16 protein-coding genes are annotated in these 18,759 nt (G+C 54.3%); 1 reads left to right on the top strand and 15 read right to left on the bottom strand.

The genetic code is table 11. The features are described from left to right. Window positions 1–18: 18 nt before the first annotated feature. The 4 genes from MHI42_RS15975 to MHI42_RS15990 form a co-directional block, all read right to left on the bottom strand. Window positions 19–1,005, bottom strand: coding sequence for a Gfo/Idh/MocA family oxidoreductase (locus MHI42_RS15975; protein ID WP_342424422.1), 987 nt, complete (start codon window positions 1,003–1,005; stop codon window positions 19–21). Window positions 1,006–1,319: 314 nt separating this feature from the next. Continuing rightward, window positions 1,320–2,093, bottom strand: a complete 774-nt coding sequence (locus tag MHI42_RS15980) for an SDR family oxidoreductase (protein ID WP_342424423.1) — start codon at window positions 2,091–2,093, stop codon at window positions 1,320–1,322. Window positions 2,094–2,169: 76 nt separating this feature from the next. Beyond that, window positions 2,170–2,991, bottom strand: a complete 822-nt coding sequence (locus MHI42_RS15985; RefSeq protein ID WP_342424424.1) for an acetoacetate decarboxylase family protein — start codon at window positions 2,989–2,991, stop codon at window positions 2,170–2,172. 24 nt (window positions 2,992–3,015) lie between these two features. Beyond that, window positions 3,016–4,956 (bottom strand): FAD-dependent oxidoreductase, encoded by a 1,941-nt coding sequence (locus tag MHI42_RS15990; RefSeq protein WP_342424425.1) that lies wholly within the window; start codon window positions 4,954–4,956, stop codon window positions 3,016–3,018. A 119-nt stretch (window positions 4,957–5,075) separates the two neighbouring features. On the opposite strand from MHI42_RS15990, the gene MHI42_RS15995 reads away from it, so the two are divergent. Next, a complete protein-coding gene (locus tag MHI42_RS15995) occupies window positions 5,076–6,362 on the top strand; it encodes a helix-turn-helix domain-containing protein (RefSeq protein WP_342424426.1) in 1,287 nt (428 codons plus the stop codon). A gap of 836 nt (window positions 6,363–7,198) precedes the next feature. Here MHI42_RS15995 and thrC read toward each other — a convergent pair. The 11 genes from thrC to MHI42_RS16050 all read right to left on the bottom strand — a co-directional run bounded on the left by thrC (window position 7,199) and on the right by MHI42_RS16050 (window position 18,447). Further along, window positions 7,199–8,587, bottom strand: coding sequence for a threonine synthase (gene thrC, locus MHI42_RS16000; RefSeq protein WP_342424427.1), 1,389 nt, complete (start codon window positions 8,585–8,587; stop codon window positions 7,199–7,201). A 220-nt stretch (window positions 8,588–8,807) separates the two neighbouring features. Then, a complete protein-coding gene (locus MHI42_RS16005; RefSeq protein WP_342424428.1) occupies window positions 8,808–9,302 on the bottom strand; it encodes a CYTH domain-containing protein in 495 nt (164 codons plus the stop codon). Window positions 9,303–9,396: 94 nt separating this feature from the next. Beyond that, window positions 9,397–9,951, bottom strand: coding sequence for a hypothetical protein (locus tag MHI42_RS16010; protein WP_342424429.1), 555 nt, complete (start codon window positions 9,949–9,951; stop codon window positions 9,397–9,399). Between the two features lie 954 nt (window positions 9,952–10,905). Next, on the bottom strand, window positions 10,906–11,226 hold the full coding sequence (locus MHI42_RS16015; RefSeq protein WP_342424430.1) for a hypothetical protein: 321 nt from the start codon (window positions 11,224–11,226) through the stop codon (window positions 10,906–10,908). A gap of 37 nt (window positions 11,227–11,263) precedes the next feature. Further along, a complete protein-coding gene (locus tag MHI42_RS16020) occupies window positions 11,264–12,985 on the bottom strand; it encodes an adenine deaminase C-terminal domain-containing protein (protein WP_342424431.1) in 1,722 nt (573 codons plus the stop codon). Window positions 12,986–13,007: 22 nt separating this feature from the next. Further along, window positions 13,008–14,078: an ABC transporter ATP-binding protein gene (locus MHI42_RS16025; protein WP_342424432.1), complete on the bottom strand. Its 1,071-nt coding sequence runs from the start codon at window positions 14,076–14,078 to the stop codon at window positions 13,008–13,010. 30 nt (window positions 14,079–14,108) lie between these two features. Beyond that, entirely contained in the window at window positions 14,109–14,897 is a 789-nt protein-coding gene (locus tag MHI42_RS16030) for an ABC transporter permease (RefSeq protein ID WP_342424433.1), read from the bottom strand. A gap of 4 nt (window positions 14,898–14,901) precedes the next feature. Beyond that, complete coding sequence (locus MHI42_RS16035; protein WP_342424434.1) at window positions 14,902–15,720, bottom strand: ABC transporter permease; 819 nt, start codon at window positions 15,718–15,720, stop codon at window positions 14,902–14,904. After that, window positions 15,713–16,693 carry a nucleoside hydrolase gene (locus tag MHI42_RS16040; RefSeq protein ID WP_342424435.1) on the bottom strand — a complete coding sequence of 327 codons (981 nt, stop codon included), beginning with the start codon at window positions 16,691–16,693 and terminating at the stop codon, window positions 15,713–15,715. Before MHI42_RS16040 ends, MHI42_RS16035 begins: the two co-directional genes overlap by 8 nt. Before the next feature lie 2 nt (window positions 16,694–16,695). Further along, window positions 16,696–17,787: an ABC transporter substrate-binding protein gene (locus tag MHI42_RS16045; protein ID WP_171720647.1), complete on the bottom strand. Its 1,092-nt coding sequence runs from the start codon at window positions 17,785–17,787 to the stop codon at window positions 16,696–16,698. 315 nt (window positions 17,788–18,102) lie between these two features. Next, complete coding sequence (locus MHI42_RS16050; RefSeq protein WP_039310202.1) at window positions 18,103–18,447, bottom strand: hypothetical protein; 345 nt, start codon at window positions 18,445–18,447, stop codon at window positions 18,103–18,105. Between the last annotated feature and the right edge of the window lie 312 nt (window positions 18,448–18,759).

Consider the following 18,759-nt stretch of genomic DNA (forward strand, 5'->3'; position numbering starts at 1 on the left):
CCGTACATGCCCGTACAGCTATAGATCCGAGGCGTAGCGCAGGCCGATCTGGCTTCTTGCTTCCTCCATCAGCTCGGCAACCGCCAGAGAATTGGCATGACTGTTAGTTCCGCTCTCCCGCTGGCCGCTCTTCAAGAGATGAATGAACTCCTGAATCTCATAATACATCGGCTCGAACACCTGCGGCAGCGTAAGCTCTTCGATGGTGCCGTCACGGTAATGGATTTTGACCTGATAGGGCTGGTTGATCTTGTCGATGACCATCGTCCCGTTCTCACCCTGAATCTCAGCCGGCAGATAAGAGTCGGCGATCTTGGAATGCATGACCACGGCATCCATATCCGGATAACGCATTACCATACTGCCTTCGCCGTCCACTCCGGAGGAGAGCATCATACCCACTGCCTTGACCGAGTCCGGCTTGCCGAATAACGCCACCATGGGATACAGGCAATAGATGCCCAGGTCCATCAGCGAGCCGTTCGAATATTCCGGATTGAAGGCGTTCAGCACCCTGCCCTGGCGGTAAGCATCGTATCTCGATGAGTATTGACAATAACCGGCGAAATATCGCCGCACTTGACCCAGCTTATATAAATTATCCCGGATTACGCCAAAATTCGGCATAAAGGTTGATTTCATCGCTTCCATCAGCAGCACATCATTGCTGCGCGCCGCGTTAATCATTGCCTTCAGCTCTGTGCTGTTAGAGGCAGCCGGCTTCTCGCAAATGACATGCTTGCCATGGTTCAGACAGATTAAGGACTGCTCCGCATGCATCGAATTGGGGCTGGCGATATAGACCGCGTCCACCTCTGCGCCGGATACCATCTCCTCCAGGTCCGTATAGATCGAAGCTCCTGCATATTTTGCGGCAAAAGCCCGTCCCTTCTCCTCTGTGCGGGAATACACGGCTGTGAGGATAAATTCCTCATTCTCCAGTCCGGCTTGAACGAAGCGGTCAGTAATCCAGTTAGTGCCTACGACCCCGAAACGAATTGTCATGAATGATCCCGTCCTTTTTTATAAATATAAGACTATATATCCGAACACAATTAAGTATCCTTCTATTTACCGCTGAGCCTATCCCATCCTTACTCAGGACAGCAGAAGAGCTCCAGCATGTCATACTGATCTATAACTGCTATTTTCTCATTCCGTGGTAGGTATGTCCACTTTTCAGCCGTAATTTCCGACAAATTCCGCTAGATTCTGCTTGTGAAAAAAAGCACCTGCATAAATGCAGGCGCTTCGTCTAATATGCAATGTTTATGCAGTGTTTATGCAATCTTATATACAACTTCTATACGATGCAGCTTCTATACGATCGTCCAGCCGCCGTCTACAAACAGAGTCTGGCCGGTAGTATAGCTGGAGGCATCCGAGGCAAAATACAGCACCGCCCCGTTCAGCTCCCCCGGATTGCCGGGCCGGCCCATCGGACAGACCGCGTTGTACATCCGCAGCGCCTGCTCGGTGAACAAAGTGTTCTCCGTCATCTCGCTATGGAACAGGCTGGGGCCGATCGCATTGACGGTAATGCCGTGCTTGGCATACGTAGCCGCCACACCCCGGGTCAGGTGGATCACTCCTCCTTTGGCCGCATTGTAGGAATGGGTTGGAATCGAAGCCGATGCCGTGAGGCCCAGCATGGAGGCGGTATTGATGATTTTGCCGTATTTGCGATCCTTCATGTGGCGGATGACATGCTTCGACATCAGGAAGACACCCTTCAGATCCGTATCGAGGACACGGTCCCAGGCTTCTTCCTCCAGCGCATCAATCGGCACAGAGTCCACCACACCGGCGTTATTAATCAGAATATCAATTTGGCCAAAAGCCTCCATCACCTTAGAGACTGCGGCGATAATCTCATCTTCTTTTCTCACATCACATTCAATAGGGATAATCCGCCGCTCCGGATATTTGGCACGAAGTTCCTCAGCCACTACTGCCAGCTTGTCGAATCGTCTGGCCAGAATGGCCACATCCGCACCCTGATCAGCCAGCATGTCGGCGAACTGCACACCGATTCCGCTGGAAGCACCGGCAATAATGGCTGTCTTGCCTGTTAAATCAAAAAGATTAATCATCGTAATCCTCCTCAAATTTGTCAGATTAGGCTATAACAATGAATGCATCAGCTCTGATCCCGCACCGGAGTCCCCGTTATACGGAGCTCTCCGCAGTCTCAGGCTGCAGCTTGTTCTCCCACCAGTCCCAGCGGAGATAGCAGTAAGGCAGGAACTCCATCGGATGGAGCGGCTCCAGCACCCTGCCCTTCTCCAGCACATTAGTGCTGACAGTATAGACGGCTCCCAGCATCTTGACGACTTCGAGCTCGCTCCACGGATCATGCGGGGATTCCTGGAACATCACCGATGCTTCCGCTGCTTTGTACACCTTGACGTCGCTGACCAGACGCTGGGTCACCAGGATTGGCATCAGGTCGAACCCGCTGCCGTCCACCGCATTGGAATATTTGATATTGTAGAGCGGGATGTCCTTGCCGTAGAATTGCTCCAGAATCCCTTCAGCTTCAGGATCATTGAAGACTTCAGCCATTTGAGCGTGTATGCTGAAAAAATCAATCCCTTGCCGGCCGATCGAGCCGCTGATGGAGTCACCTTCTACCTGCATGCGGACATCCGCCATCTTCTTCGGCAGCCCGCACACCTCACGGCCCATCGCCATGCCAATGTCGCTGGTGATCGGCATCGACAGACAATAGTTGCCCAGCTCCCCGTTGTAATCGGCCAGCACGAACAATCCGGCTTCACGGTAAGGCGGACAGAAATTCGTGGCCGGGTAATCGGCTATAAAGGCATTCACCAGCGGCCGGCCCGCAGGCTTCAGCGGCTTCGGCAGCAGCCGTTCAATAATCTCGGGCTTCGTCTCCCAGTAGACTGTCAGCATCTCCGCATCATAAAAGGTCGTCGGTCTGCCGCCGTACTGCCGGATATCGGCCAGGCTTTTCACAAAACTCCCCATACATGAACCCTCCTTAAATTGGTATTACTTCAGCACATAAGCCGTCTCGAAGCCGGACTGGATGGCCTGGCCGATTCTGCCCGGCTTCGCGGCGTCGCCAAGCACCTTCACCTGCGGCATCACCCGCTTAAGCTCATTCACGAAACCGCGTTCCGGCTTAACACCGATGGACAGCACTACGGCATCGGTATCCTGAACGGAAATATCACCCGTTGAGACATTCTCCAGCACTACAGTACCCTCCCGCACCTCCACCAGCTTCGTTGAAGCCAGCAGCTGCACACCGTTCTTCTTCAGCCGGGTGACGATATCGATCAGATTCGGCAGATAGGCATCCGGGCCAATCCTCGACTGCATTTCCACCACAGTGACCTGATTCCCCTGTTCAGCCAGATATTCAGCCGTCTCCAGCCCTGTCATCCCGGAGCCGATCACCACGACCCGCTTATCCCTGATCACTGCCGCCCCGCTAAGCACATCCACCACTGTGCAGACATTGTCCCCGGTCACTCCCGGGAATGCCGGAATAATCGGCTGTGCCCCGGCGGCTACGAATACCGCGTACGGGTCAAGCTCCCGCAGTTGCTCCAGTGTCGGCTTCTCTGACAGCCGCACATCCACATGCAGCTGTTCCAGCTGATGCTCCATGCTGTCCAGGAACCAGTTCAGCTTCTCCTTCAGCGGCGGACGGCTGCCCAGCTCCACACTGCCGCCCAGCACATCGCGCGCCTCGAACAGCACAGGCTTGAATTTCCGCTGCGCCAGAACCCGCGCTGCCTCCATGCCTGCCGGTCCGCCGCCGACCACAGCCACGACTCTGCCGTCTCCGTTCTGCTGCGGCTCAGGGAATTCCAGCTCACGGCCAACTCTGGCATTGACCGCACATTTGATCACCTTGCACTCCATCACTTCCTGGATGCAGTGCAGGCAGGAGATACAGGTTCTAATCTCTGCCTCCCGGCCTTCCGCTGCCTTGTTGCCCCACTGCGGATCAGCCAGCAATGCTCTGCCAAGCGCCACGAAATCGGTATTGCCTTCTTCCAGGAGACTTTCGGCAAAATCCGGTTTGCGGATCACATCACAGGCGATGACCGGAATCTGCACGGCCTGCTTCATTGCGGCGGCAAGATGCTTCTTCCAGCCCTGCGGATAGGAGATCGGCTCGATAATCGTATTCGACGACTCATAAGTACCAGCACTTACATTAATGCAGTCCACACCGAGCTTCTCCAGCTGCTGCGCGGTAAGCAGCGCTTCTTCGAGCGTAATCCCGCCCGGCACGAATTCATCCCCGTCAATCCGCACAGAGACCGGGAAGCCTGCTCCGCAGGTCTTCTTGATCCCCTGCACAATCTCGCACAGGAACCGCATCCGGCCTTCCAGTGATCCGCCGTATTTGTCGGTCCGCAGATTGGTCAGCGGGCTGAGAAATTGACCAATCAGATAGCCGTGGGCGCCGTGAATTTCAACCCCGTCGATTCCTGCCAGCTGGGCAATGTACGCCCCGAAGACGAATTTGCCCACCAGCGCTTCCACTTCCTCTGTCGTCAGCTCCCGGGGCATTTCACCGATGGCTGAGGACATGACTGCACTCGGTGCGACAATCTGCTTGCCGCCGATTAGTCGGCCATGATTCTGCCGGCCCGGATGCTGGAGTTGTAGGAATATCCGGCTGTCATGGCGGTGTACAGCCCGGGCCAGCTTTTCCAGGCGGGGAACATACAGCAGATCACTTGCGTTCAGCTGATTGGGTGTGCCCACTCCTGTCTCATTGTCTACACGGGTAATCTCCGTAATAATCAGACCGCAGCCCCCTGCAGCACGTTCTTCATAGTAAGCAATCATCTCATCCGAGGCTTCGCCGCTGGCCGCAGCCAGTGATGTGCCCATAGCAGGCATCACAATCCGGTTTCTAAGCTCAAGGCGTCCTATTCTTCCTGCTGCAAACAGTTTCTCGTATTTCATCTGCTCAGCACCTCCACCCTTAGTGTAAGTCCGCCGAGACTTTGTGAATATATTTACAAGCGCCAAAAATCACTTCTTTATAGTGCACAGTGCACTATGATAATAAGGGGGCGATACCAATGGATATTTCCTTAAATGAACCGCAGCACGACAGACTCGAAACCGAGCATTTCACCGCAGCCTTGTTCACGGCATTCATCTCAGGGGCCGGCCTTGCCGGCATCGTGCAGACGGCTGCAGGACTGCTGCGCAATCCCGTGATTGTTTTTGACGCAAGCTTCAGAATTGTGGCCCATTCCGGGCGTGAGGATATCGATGATTACATCTGGAGCGAGAACATCCGCAAAGGGTACTGCTCTTATGATTTCATTGCGGCTGTGAACAGGATGGACAGTGTCCGGCGGGGCAAGCAGAGCGATGCTTCCTACGAAGTGGCCTGTGAAGAAACCTCTAACACCAAGCTGATCTCCAAAATAAAAGTAGGCGGCAAACCAATCGGCAATGTGCTGCTCCTGGGCTGCAAGCATTCCTTCCGGCCGATAGACAGTGAACTGCTGACCCTCACCGCCACCGTGCTTGCCGAAGAAATGGGCAAGAGCAGCTACTACCGGAACGCCAAGAATATAAAAGTAGAAGATATCATCTGCGGGCTGCTGGAGCAGCAGCTGCAGGACAGCAATACCCTTCAGGAGCGGCTGCAGTCAGCTGACCTAAGACTCGGGAAGGACCTGCTTGTGCTGCTGTTCGATCTGACCGGATACGTCGATCCGGGGCGTTATGATGACTATTTAAGAGAGCGCTTGCAATTTTTATTTCCCGGCAGTCCCTGCGCCTATTATGAGGGACGGATTGTGCTGATCCATAACGGCAGCCTCTCCCGGGAGCTCGCCTTCGGGCCGCTGCAGGAATTCCTCGGCCAGACCGGAGTCAGTCTGGGAATCAGCAGCATGTTCTCCAGCCTCAATCAGTGCAGACTGCACTATCTTCAGGCGCTGAGCGCCATCCGGATCGGCCGGATTCTCTGCCCGGAACGCCAATTGACCTATTATGCCGATGTCCAGCTCTACGAGCTGCTGCCTGCAGAGGTACTGTCAGGCGGCGAGCAGTGCTACCGCCATCCGGAGCTCCGGAAGCTGCAGGAATACGATGCCGCCCATCAGTCCAGCCTGTACCACACCTTCTACATCTATCTCAAGCATAACCGCAATATGCAGCTTGCTTCCGAAGAGCTGTACATTCACCGGAATACCCTCCGGTACAAGCTCGACCAGATCAGCAGACTGCTGGAGACCGGCTTCACCGATTCCGAGAAGATGCTCGCCTACTACGTTTCCTACAAAATCGCCGATTTCTGCGACAAGGCCAGGGAGCAGCAAACGCAGCAGGAGGCGCTGCCTTTGCGGTAAGGGGAAGCCCGGTAAATTTGCCGGGCGGCGAGGAGCTACCTCTGGCTTGGTGGGCGGTGAGGTGCTGCTAATGCTGGCTTGACAGGCGGCGAAGGCTGCCAAGCAAGTTTGCTGGGCGGGGCGCTGCGGCTAACGATGGCTTGACGCGCGGCGAGGTGCTGCCAATGCTGGATTGGGGCGCGGTGAAGAGCCAATCGGCTCTTGTTCTACCAGCCGGAATGACGGTTGGTGCGTAATTTGGCATAGGCAGTTGCCTATTGCACTTTGTACAATAGAATTAGGTGTAAATCTCCCATTTTGCCGTTCTGTTGCATTTTGTACAGTAGAATCCCGGATTTCTGCCCAAATTAGGCATACCCACGCAGTTCTACTGTATCAAATACAATAGAACCCATTTCAGGAGTGTTTTTAGGGATTTCTATTGCACATAGTGCAATCACGACTATATAGAGCCCGCTCATACTCATATCATACTCATACTCACTCCCTTACCCACGCACACTCTTACTCATCCACACCCACACTCTTACTCCTTCCCATCCCCTTACTCATACACACGCAGACTCTTACTTACTCCCCTCCCCTTACTCATACACACGCACACTCTTACTCATACCCTCACCCACACTCTTACTCCACTAGGAAGCTGCTTAGCCGGATTTCATAACTATATTGAGTCTCCCTGAGACTAGCCGCAGCATTGATGCAGCACGGCGGCTATAGCACTATTCGTTACAAGACACTAAGCACAGAACATAAACAGCCCCCGCTCCAGAAGAGCGGGGGCTGTTTATCCCTATTCAGGGAGCGGGACCTGTATAGACCCCCGAACCTTTTTAACCGTAAAAAGCCTGCAGCTGGCGCACAATCTCCGCCTTATCATGATCGACCACAACCTGATGCTGCGGTAGCTCGAACAGGGCAGCAATCTGCGCCGGAAATTCCTGCTTGATGCCGGTCAGGGCAATCGCCTCGTCGAACTTGGCCGGATGCGCTGTCGCGAAGGCGATGCTTGTCTCACCCGGGGCGCTGAATTTCTCGTAAGCCGCAACCCCGCATGCCGTATGAGGGTCCAGCAGATAGCCGGATTCCTGCTCATATTTGGCAATGATCTCGAGGCACTGTGCGTTCTTAACGCCCAGTGCGGAAAAGTCGGCCTGCACCCGGGCAAACAGTTCGCCGTCAACCGTGATGGCGCCCTCACTCTGCAACGCAGCCATATATTCGGACAGCTTCACTGTATCCTCACCGAGCAAATAATACAGATAACGCTCGAAGTTGCTTGCTACCTGGATATCCATCGACGGGCTATAGGTGCCCGTGAAGCTGCCCGGTTTGTATTCGCCGGTTAATACGAACCGTTCGAGAATGTTGTTCTCATTGGTGGCGATGATCAGCTTGTGGATCGGCAGCCCCATTTTCTGCGCCAGGAAGCCTGAGAAAATATTGCCGAAGTTGCCCGAAGGCACGCTGATATTCACCTTCTTCTTGTCACTCTCCGGAAGCTGCAGATAGGCATAGAAATAATAGACCGTCTGCGCCAGAATACGCACGAAGTTGATCGAGTTGATCGCCCGCAGGTGATACCGTCCCTTGAAGTCGAGGTCGGCGAACAGCTCCTTGATGATCTTCTGGCAATCGTCGAAGTTACCCTCCACGGACAGGTTCAGCACGTTGCTGTCATCTACGGTCGTCATTTGCAGCTCCTGCACCTTGCTGACCTTGCCGTGCGGATGAAGAATACAGATTTTGATGCCTTCCTTGCCGCGAACGCCCTGGATTGCAGCCGCACCGGTATCGCCCGAGGTTGCGCCGAGAATATGAATAATTTCGCCCCGTACCTTGGCAATATAGGAATATAGCTCACCCATGAACTGCAGCGCCACATCCTTGAAGGCAAACGTAGGCCCGTGGAACAGCTCCAGCACATACAGGGAGTCGTTTACTTTGTGCAGCGGTGTTACTTCCGGAGCGCGGAAATTGCCGTAGCTGGTGTAGACCATTTCTTTTAAGTCATCATAGGGAATTTCATCATTGGTATAGTAGGAGAAAATCTCAAGGAACAGCTCCTGGAAGCTGAGGCTTCTCCATTCTTCAAGCTTTTCAGGGGAAACCGTAGGAATCTGAAAAGGCACCATCAACCCGCCATCATCCGCCAGTCCCATCAGAACCGTGTCAATAAAGCCTCTTGCTTCCACCTTGCCTCTTGTGCTTACATACTCCATACCCGTCTCATCCTCCTGAACCCCTCTTTATTTAACCAGCTGATATTAACTGACCATATAACAATACTCGCCATCATTCTTAAGTTCAGCTTATATGGTGCTTAATTTTACTTTACATAGTAACACGTTTACGCGTTAAAGTCCGTTAATTATTGGCGTTATTTTTAAAATAAAGCGAAGTTTCGCCCGCATCCTATTCACCGCATTATGCCTATGGACACTATTTGTTCTGCAGCTGCTTCCAGACGGTTTTGTTGCTGTACTTCTTCTCTGTGCTGACATCCTGGCCGAACCATTCCGGGGCGATGAAGCTCTCCGCTTCCTCCAGCGAATCGAATTCAACCTCCAGCACCGTAAGCTCCAGCTGAGTATAGAGATCAATCTCCACCGTTGTGCCGTTCCATACGCCTGTGATGCGGGTTTTGACCAGGGCTACAGCTTTCACAGCCTCGATCATCTGATTATATAAACCAGCCGAAATGGAATATTCGATCTCCTGGCGGCTGATGCCTTTGCCATCCTTGAACGTATGTGTGTAAGTAACTTCGCCCGTATCCAGGTCGGTAATTTTGCGTACCCGCAGCTCCTGCCCGTCCTCAATCGCTAAATACGTCTGGTCAATACTGTGCCGGGTGAGCACCTTCAGCTGTCCTTCTTCAATAAGCCGCTCCGGGTATTCCGGCAGCAGGAATTTGCGTTCAATCTCCATAGCCATGCTGTTTCTCTCCTCTGTGTACGAGCCTAATGTTACATATTATTTATCATCATAGGGGCGGGTCCTACGCAAGTCAACCGGAAGCGGCGGATTCTTAGGGAAACAGGCGGTCGATCGACCCGATGTCATAATCGTTGATGATTTTAAAAGATCCGCTGCTGTACTTGTCTCGCCGGGAGGAATCACCGATCGAGATATACTTGGCGTCATCCACTCTAATCGAGAATCGGTAGTATTTGTTCACATCGATATGAATCCAGTAGCTTCTGGTGAAATCATGCGAAGCATAGGAGCTTCTTAACTTCACGCCGGCAAAAGCATTCATGATCCCCGCGATTTCTGCCGGATCGGTCACCGTAACCACGACGTCATCTGCCGTTTCCGGCAATGATCGGGTAATTTCTATGGAGGTGATATCCTCCAGGCTGATACGGCTGGACACCCTTGCCTCAAAGGAGGTGAACATCTGTACGATCGTGCCTACGTGATAAACCGCAATTCCCAACAGGAAAATAATCAGGAAGACCCGGCCCAGCGTAAGCTTCTTCCGCTTTCCCGGCTTTCCCGGCTTCCCCCGCCTTCCTGGCTCTCCCTGCTCTCCCGGCTGCTCCATATTCTCCGGCCCGTTCAACCGCTCTGTCTCCGTCACCCAAGTACCTCCTCCGAAATCCGATATTTCTTCCATTATATACAATATAGGTTACAGTAAAAACCTCGCTCGCCAGCTATGTATACTAAAACCCGCTCCTGCCCGGGTGTTCAGGCACAAAACCGCTCGTTGGGCAAATGAGGGTGGAGGTTAGCGGGAGCATAAAGTATGGGTGAGGGATTGGCGGGATTGGCGGGATTGGCGGGGCTTGCAGCTTGCGAGAGCTGCGGCTTGGCGGGACTTGCGACTTGCGAGAGCGGGGCTTGGCGGGACTTGCGAAGGCTTTACCTCCCCTCGACTAGCAAGAGGACTGAGATTCCGTTATTTGGTCAGATCAGGCGAAATCGCTGGCCAATCGGACTGAGATTCCGCTATGTGTTCCGAAATGCCTCATTTTAAGCCCGAAGTCACAAGATAACGGAATCTCAGTCCGCTTCAGCCTCAAAACTAGGCTTTTTCGAGAAATAGGAGCATCTCAGTCCGCTGCACTCTACCGATGATCCCACTAAGGCCCACTTTTGGCCGATTCAGGGGCACTAACGCTCCTCAGTCCCGCCGGCTGCCCACTTTCGGCGGATTCAGGGGCACTAATGCACCTCATTCTCGCCGAACGCCCACTTTTGGCGGATTCAGGGGCATTTTTGCTCCTCAGTCCTGCCTGCTGCCCAATTTCGGTAGATTCAGGGGTACTAATGCACCTCGTTCCCGCCTGACGCCCACTTTCGGCCGATTCAGGGGCACTAATGCACCTCGTTCCCGCCGAACGCCCACTTTTGGCGGATTCAGGGGCACTTTTGCACCTCATTCCCGCCTGACGCCCACTTTCGGCCGATTCAGGGGCACTAATGCACCTCGTTCCCGCCTGACGCCCACTTTTGGCGGATTCAGGGGCACTTTTGCCCCTCATCCCTGTCTGCCGTTCACTTTCGTCGGATCCAGAGGGATTTATCCCCTCTATCCCTCCACCCAGCCCACTTCTGGCGGTGAATTCAAAGGTACTGCTAATAACAAAGAAGGGCATCCCACCGGGACACCCTTCTCTGCCAGCTCTTCTGCCAATGCTTCTGCTAACTCTACTTCCAGCTCTTCCGCCAGTGCTTCTGCTAACTCTGCATCCAGCTTCTCTACAAGCCTTTCAGCTAGCTTTTCTTCCAGCTTCTCTGCCAGCTCTTCCGCCAGCTTCCCTGCCAGCCCCTCTGCCAGCTCTTCCGCCAGCTTCCCTGCCAGCCCCTCCGCCAGCTCTTCCGCCAGCTTCCCTGCTAGCCCCTCTGCCAACTCTTCAGCCTAATCCCGCTGCAATCCCCGGCTCACCTTACGCTTCCCCGAGCGGGAACAGCAGCGGTACTACCTTACCGGCACCAACATCAATCAGGCCGTGGTCCGTAATCTTCAGCGCCGGGCTGACCGGCAGCGAATGGGTGCTGATGGACATAATCGGGTTGTAGTGATTATAGCCCAGCGATTCCATCGCCGTGCGCAGCGCCAGCACCTGCTCCGCAGTCTCGACCAGCGGCGCTTCGGTCAGAATGCCGCCGACGGGCAGCGCCAGCAGCGCCAGCACCTCGCCGCCCTCAACGACGCAGAAGCCGCCCTGCGCGGCGATGACCGTATTGGCGGCCAGCACCATGTCCGCCGCATTATGTCCGACAACCAGCAGATTGTGGTTGTCGTGCGAATACGTAGTCGCGACCGCGCCGCGCTTGATCGTGTCTCCGCCGATCAGGCCATAGGCACGGTTGCCGTTCTTGCCGTACCGCTCGAAGGTCGCGATGAGACCGCAGCCGGTCTCCTGCCACTGGAGCAGGCCGTCCTTCACCCCGGCCTCCACATGCTTCTCCTCGGTAAACGTGGACACGTTGTTGACCATCATCACGCGGGCGCCGTAGCGGCCGTCCGGTAGCGCAGCAGGCACCGTGAAGTCAGCCTCCGCCAGCGGCTCCAGCTGCACACTCTTATAGAAGTGAGCCGGGAACTGCGGCTCACTCACGGCCTGCGCCTGCGGATGCTTGCGGTCATAGACCTGCAAGCCCCGCTTGTACACCGCCTCAATGGCGAAGCTGTCGAGATCAGACAGCAGCAGATAATCGGCGGTTTTGTTCGGTGCGACCACGCCGCGGTCATCCAGCTTCATCCGCCGGGCCGGGGTGAACGTAGCCGCATAGACTGCGTCCTCCGGCGCCATGCCCATGGCGATGGCTTTACGAACCAGATGGTCCAGGTGGCCGGTCTGCACCAGCGAATCGGTCATGACATCATCCGTCACGAAGCAGAAATGCTCACTGACCGGATGACCGATCAGATAATCCACGACTTCAGGTGTCATCGATTTCTCCTGGATCTCGATGAACATCCCGGCCGCGATCCGTGCGGTCAGCCCTTCGATACTCTGGTGGGTATGATCGGAATCAATCCCCGCATAGATCAGGCGGTGCAGTTCGAGGTCCAGCAGCTTCGGCGTATGCCCTTCAATGACCAGGCCCGGATAGCGGCTGCGGACATGCTGGAGGATGCGGTTGCTTTTCCCCTCAGGGTCACGGATCACATCCACAAAGTTCATGACCTCGCCCAGGCAGATCATCCGCTGCGTCTCCATGAGCTCGTCGATATCGGAGATCTCAATAGAGCCGCCCGTAGTCTCCAGAGGAGTCGCCGGCACCGAGCTCGGAATCGCATAGAACATATCCACCCGGCAATCCCGGCTGGCCCGGATCATCTCATGGACGCCCTCTACCCCGAATACATTGGCCATCTCATGCGGCTCGGGAACAATCGTGGTTACCCCGTGCTGCAGAATGCCGTAGGAGAACGTCTCCGGTGTAATCATCGTGCTCTCAATATGCAGATGGATATCGATGAGGCCGGGCACCAGGTACTGCCCCTCTGCATCAATGGTCTCGCCAGCCATAAACGTCTCTGCGCCAAGAGGGCCTACGTAGAGAAAGCGACCTTCCTTAACGGCCACATTCGCCGTCTCGAATCTTTTATAGTAACTGTTGTAGACCTTAGCGTTCAGTATAAGTTGATCTGTATTCATCGTGTATGCTCCTTATGACGCGCTACTGCACCAGCACCAGCTTCTCTTTTGGAAAATAAACCGTGACCTGCTGTCCCTGAATGAACGGCTGCTCCATCTCCTGATTGACCGTGAAGACCCCAAGCTCCGTCTCTACCTGATACTGGTAGCTGCGGCCGAGGTACGTGCTGACCTGCACCTTGCCGGTCAAAGCATTCCCCTCCATGCCTGTGCCCGTATCCGCCACGCCGCCAAGCAGCTGCAGATCGTCGGGACGAATCGCTCCGAGCAGTCCGGTATTGCCCTCGCCGCCCGTCCGCTTAGCCGCCTGGAATTTCAGCTCACCACGGCTCAGCTCAATATCCGAACCCTCATCATTCCGTCCGTCAAAAGCAATAAAGTTCCCGAACCCGATAAACCGGGCCACAAATTCACTGGCCGGATATTTGAAGATATTCGCCGGATGATCCAGCTGCTCGATCTTGCCGTTATTCATAACGGCGACCTGATCGGAGATTGAGAAGCATTCCTCCTGGTCATGGGAGACGTAGACGGTGGTGATGCCCAGCTCCTGCTGGATGCGGCGGATCTCCACCCGCATGTTGACCCGCAGGTTGGCATCGAGATTGCTCAGCGGCTCATCGAACAGCAGCAGATCCGGCTCGATGACCAGCGCCCGGGCAATCGCTACCCGCTGGCGCTGACCGCCGGACAGGGCGCCCGGCAGTCTTTTCTCAAAACCGCCGAGACTGACCGTCTCCAGCATCCGGTTCACCCGTTTCTTAACCTCCGCTTCCTTCAGCTTGCGCAGCCGCAGGCCGAACGCCACATTGTCAAACACCGACAGATGCGGGAACAGCGCATAGCTCTGGAACACGAAGCCGAAATTCCGTTTCTCCACCGGAACCTTGGTATAATCCTTGCCGGAGAACATGAAATTCCCTGTCTCGGCATTCAGGAAGCCGGCGATCAGCCGCAGGGTGGTTGTTTTGCCGCAGCCGCTGGGTCCGAGCAGGGAGAGCAGCTGGCCTTTTTGCAGCGACAGGTTGAAATCCTCTAAGATCAAACGGTTGTCATAAGCAACCGATACATGTTCAAGACTGAGTAGTGACATTGCTCTAGGCCCCCATTATCTTTGAATAGGTTATCGTTTGGTGAAATAGGCGAAGCCCATCAGCCGCTCGATGATGAACATCAGCGCTGCCGTGAGCACCATCAGAATGACCGAAATCGCGGCAATCGTGGGATCGAAGTAATTTTGCACATAGGTCAGCATTTGAATCGGCAGGGTACTGATCCCCGGCCCCGTCATGAACACGGAGATATCCACATTGTTGAACGACTCCAGGAAAGCGATCAGAATAGCCGCCAGAATGCCTGACCGGATGTTGGGCAGCACGACTTTGAAGAAAGTGTATACTCGGGTCGCCCCCAGGCTCTGCGCCGCCTCTTCCACCGCGAAATCGAAATTCTCCAGACTCGAAGCAATCACCCGGATAATAAAAGGCAGCATAATCACCGTATGCCCGATCAGCAGCCCCGCCACAATCGGCAGATTATACACCACAATCAGATAACGCAGCAGCGTGAAGCCCAGCACAATCCCGGGAATCAGCACCGGCGACAGGAATACCGCATTCAGCGTGTCCCGCCCGCGGAACCGGTAACGGCTCAGCGCGTAAGCCGCAGGCACACCCAGCAGGAGCGCCAGCAGATTGCCGAGCAGCGAGATGACAATGGAAGTCCTGAAGGTCTCCATGAAGGCGCTGACCTCAAAGATGTTCTTGTACCACTTCAGCGACAAGCCCTCCGGGGGGAATTTCAGGACCGTGCCCGGCTCAAAGGAAGTAATGGAGATGATCACGAGCGGACCCAGCAGAAAAATAAAGACCAGCAGCGTGTACAGGGACAGCATGCGGTTACCTTCCTTCATATTCTCACCCCTTCGGATTCAGGCGGTTGGCCCAGGCATTCATCAGCCCAACCACCACAAATGTAATAACGATCATAATTACCGCAATCACCGAAGCCGCCTGCCAGTCATTCAGCGTCATCGCGTTCTGATACAGGAAGGTGGAGACCACCCGTTCCTTACCGCCGAGCAGCGCCGGCGTGGTATACGCCGTGAGACTGCCGACGAAGACCAGAATCCCGCCGATGATCAGCCCCGGCACGGTCAGCGGGAAGGTGATTTTGCGGAACGCGGCAAACGGGGAAGCGCCCAGACTGCGCGCCGCCCGGACCAGCTCATGGTCCAGATTCTCCATCACGCCCAGCAGCGTAATAATGATCAGCGGCAGGAACAGATGCACCAGCCCGATCATCATCGCGGTCGGCGTATACAGAATGTCGAGCGGCTTCGCGATCAATCCGGTGTTCAACAGGAACGAGTTGATCAGCCCTTTTTTGCCGAGAATAATCATCCAGCTGAACGAACGCACAACGGGACTGGTCAGCAGCGGAAAAATCGACAGCGCAAGCAGAAGGCTCTTCTTACGTGCGCTGGCCCGCGAGATATAATAAGCCGCCGGATACCCGAGCACCATACAGACCAGCGTAGTCACTACACTTACCCGGAGCGTAGTCAGCAGGATGCGGTTAAAGTACCCGTCGCGGAAAAAATACAAATACCCTTCCAGCGTCAGCTTTCCGTCCTGCACAAAGGTGGAGGCAATGGTCAGCGTGATCGGGACCAGCATGAAGGCCGCCAGGAATAAGAGGCCCGGCAGCAGGAGAAGCAGCACTCTTTTATTCATTCTCATGACTCCCGTCCTTCTTCGGTTCTTGATTCAAGCTATTCAGGCTATTAATGAAGCACTCCAGAAAAGCGGGCGCGTCCACCTCCAGACAGACGCCGGCATTGGCCGGCTTGTTCAGCCTGTTCTGGAAATCGCAGACCGTCTGCCCGTCGCATAGCTCGCTGCGGGTTTCCACGTCCACATAATACTTCTGCACGTTAACAAACTCCCGGTTCAGCGCCACACCTACCGCCAGCGGATCATGCAGCGCACAGGCCTGCACACCGTTACGTTCAAAATAACGCGTACGGTAGTCTGCCGTACTCCGCTCCACATATTCGCGAACCGCCGGAATGCGCAGCTTCGCAATATCCTCCGCGCTGAGCAGCGCCCGGCGGGTTACATCCAGCCCGACCAGCGTCAGCTGCGGGAAGCCCGCAGCCAGCACCAGCTTGGCCGCCTCCGGATCGACATACATGTTGTATTCCGCGGTCGGCGTAATGTTGCCGAAGCCCTGCACCACACCGCCCATCACAATCACTTCGGCGGCATGCTGCGTAAGCTCCGGACATTTGTGCAGCGCGCGCGCCAGATTGGTCAGCGGCGCGGTCATAATCAGCGTGACCTCGCCGGAATGCGCCAGCACCTGGCGGATGATGAAGTCCTCCGCCCGCTCTGCTTCCGCCTGCTTCGTTACCGTCATGTCGCGCAGTGCACCGCCGATGCCGTCCGAGCCGTGCACACGGTGCTCGAACACGGTATCACGGACAAGCGGTTTGTCCGCTCCACGATAGACTGGAATCTGCCCGGATACGCCGAGCAGCTCCAGAATTTTGCAGGTATTCAGGGTCGCCTGATCCAGCGAGACGTTGCCGCTGACTGTGGTGATCCCCAGAATATCGAGCTGTCCGCTCGTGACGGCCAGCATAATTGCCAGCGCGTCATCCACCCCTGTATCTACATCGAGAATGACTTTTTTACGCCCTGTCATCCTTAGCCGCCAATCTCACGGTTGAAGCGGTCTGTCCACACGGAGATATGCTCGTTCACGAAGGACATGTCCAGCTTGCGCAGCTTGCTGATTACCTCTGCACCGTATGTTACGCCTACTGCTTCTTCATCCGTCAGCACAACTTCTGTATTCACCGGGGAATCGACTTTGGCTTTGGCCGATTTCTCCTGCACTTCCTGGCTCAGCTGCCAGTTGATGAACTCTTCGGCAAGCTCTTTATTGTCACTGCCTTTGACCACGTTGACCGTATTCATTACAGCATAAGCACCTTCAGACGGTGCTACGAACTTGGCATCCGGCACGGCTGCCTGGAGATCCTTGAAGTACATTTCCATAATCGGACCGCCGGCAATTTCCTCCTGGCCGAACATATTTACATACTCCGAAGTCTGGGAGTAATATTTGACCACATTGCTGTCCAGCTCCTTCAGCTTCGTGAAGGCTCCGTCTTCATTGAACTCTGTACCGCCCGACACGAGCGATGCCGCATCCACAATCATTGGACCCGCTGTGGCAGTAATCGCCGGCAGCGCCAGGTTCTTGTCGAACTTACTCCACATATCTGCCCATGAACCCACTTCTCCATCAACAAGTGCCGGGTTATAGGCAATTCCCAGACGGCCAACGGTGTACGCCGGACCATATTCTTCGCCAAGCGGTGCTTTGGCAATATCATAGATTTTGTCGATGTTCGGAATATTGCTGCGGTCGATCGTTTCGAACAGTCCTTCATTGATAGCCTGCTGCGCATAATAGTCAGACAGATAGACTACATCTACATCGGAGCTGCCCTGGCGGATTTTGTTCAGGCGCTCGGCGTTGTTGCCGATCTCGACGACGATTTTGACATTATGCTCTTTCTCAAAAGGAGCGTAGACAGCTTCCTTGAAGAAATCCTCCGAGAATCCCCAGGTTGAGACCACTAATTCCGTTGGCGCACCCGCAGATGTTGCTTCCGGTGTAGCTGCATTGTCCGTACCGGCGCCGTTTGTCGCAGCGGTATTGTTGTTGCCGCAAGCGGCAAGCAGAGAAGTCAAAGCCAGAGCAAGGCCTGTAGTCATTAATTTATTCATTAGTAAATAACCTCCCAAATGTAATTAAATATGCGGTACAATTCCAGCGGTCATCCTATACATACGGCATGTTCTGTCAGTCTTCCATTAAGCAATCGGCAGCAGACAACGGATCAGCAGCACCCCCTGTTGGTAATAAAAACTTGGTTTTCCTTATTTTTTCACAAAAAAAAGAAAAGCATTCTTGTAGGAACAAGAACACTTTTCTTTGTATAAACAAAGGAAAGAGCTACCCCGTTATAGAAGGACGGTCTTCGCTTAAGATAGATCAAAAGCAAAAATCCATGATATTCAAAATTCATTGACTGAAATGCTTCATTCACCGGCCAATATCATATTGGTAAAAGCCCATCCGGTTGGTGCATCATAATCCCTCAGCAGAACCTCAATCGTTAAGCCCATCTCTGCTTCGAGCCGTTCTTTGAATCTCTTCTTAAACAGTAGCGACATCCGGAAGTCCACTTCCTGCTTAAGCTCCGGCGCCTCCCCTTCTAGGGCGGTCGACCGTGGAGACCTGCGGTGCTTGGCGTGAAAGGTAATGACCCGCTGATCGACAGTAACGCGGAGCAGGGTCGTCCCGAAACCAAACAATTCCTTGGAGATCTCATTGTAGATCTGGCACATCTTCTTCTTCTGCTCGCTGTTTTCCAGTTCTGCCATGAAACCACCTTCGAAAACAGAATATCGTACATTCACATCGATAATAATTGCTATTATACATAATTCTAGCTTTTCCGGCAAGAAAAAAGCTGAATATAACATGAAAGTAACGCCAAACCCGAACGATGCCTGGCTAACAGTTATGTGGAATGAACTGAAATCTTCCGGATAGACACCCCATTACCACCGGAATCACACCTGACTCACACCAAATGCTTTACTGGAATTGGATTGCAGCAGTTCGCTGCTAGACCAGTGTTCCAATTTAACTCCAGCTCTGTTCTAACTGTATTTCGTACAACTAAAATGATC

Source organism: Paenibacillus sp. FSL E2-0178, from assembly GCF_038593005.1.
GTDB classification, from domain to species: Bacteria; Bacillota; Bacilli; order Paenibacillales; family Paenibacillaceae; genus Paenibacillus_AQ; species Paenibacillus_AQ phytohabitans.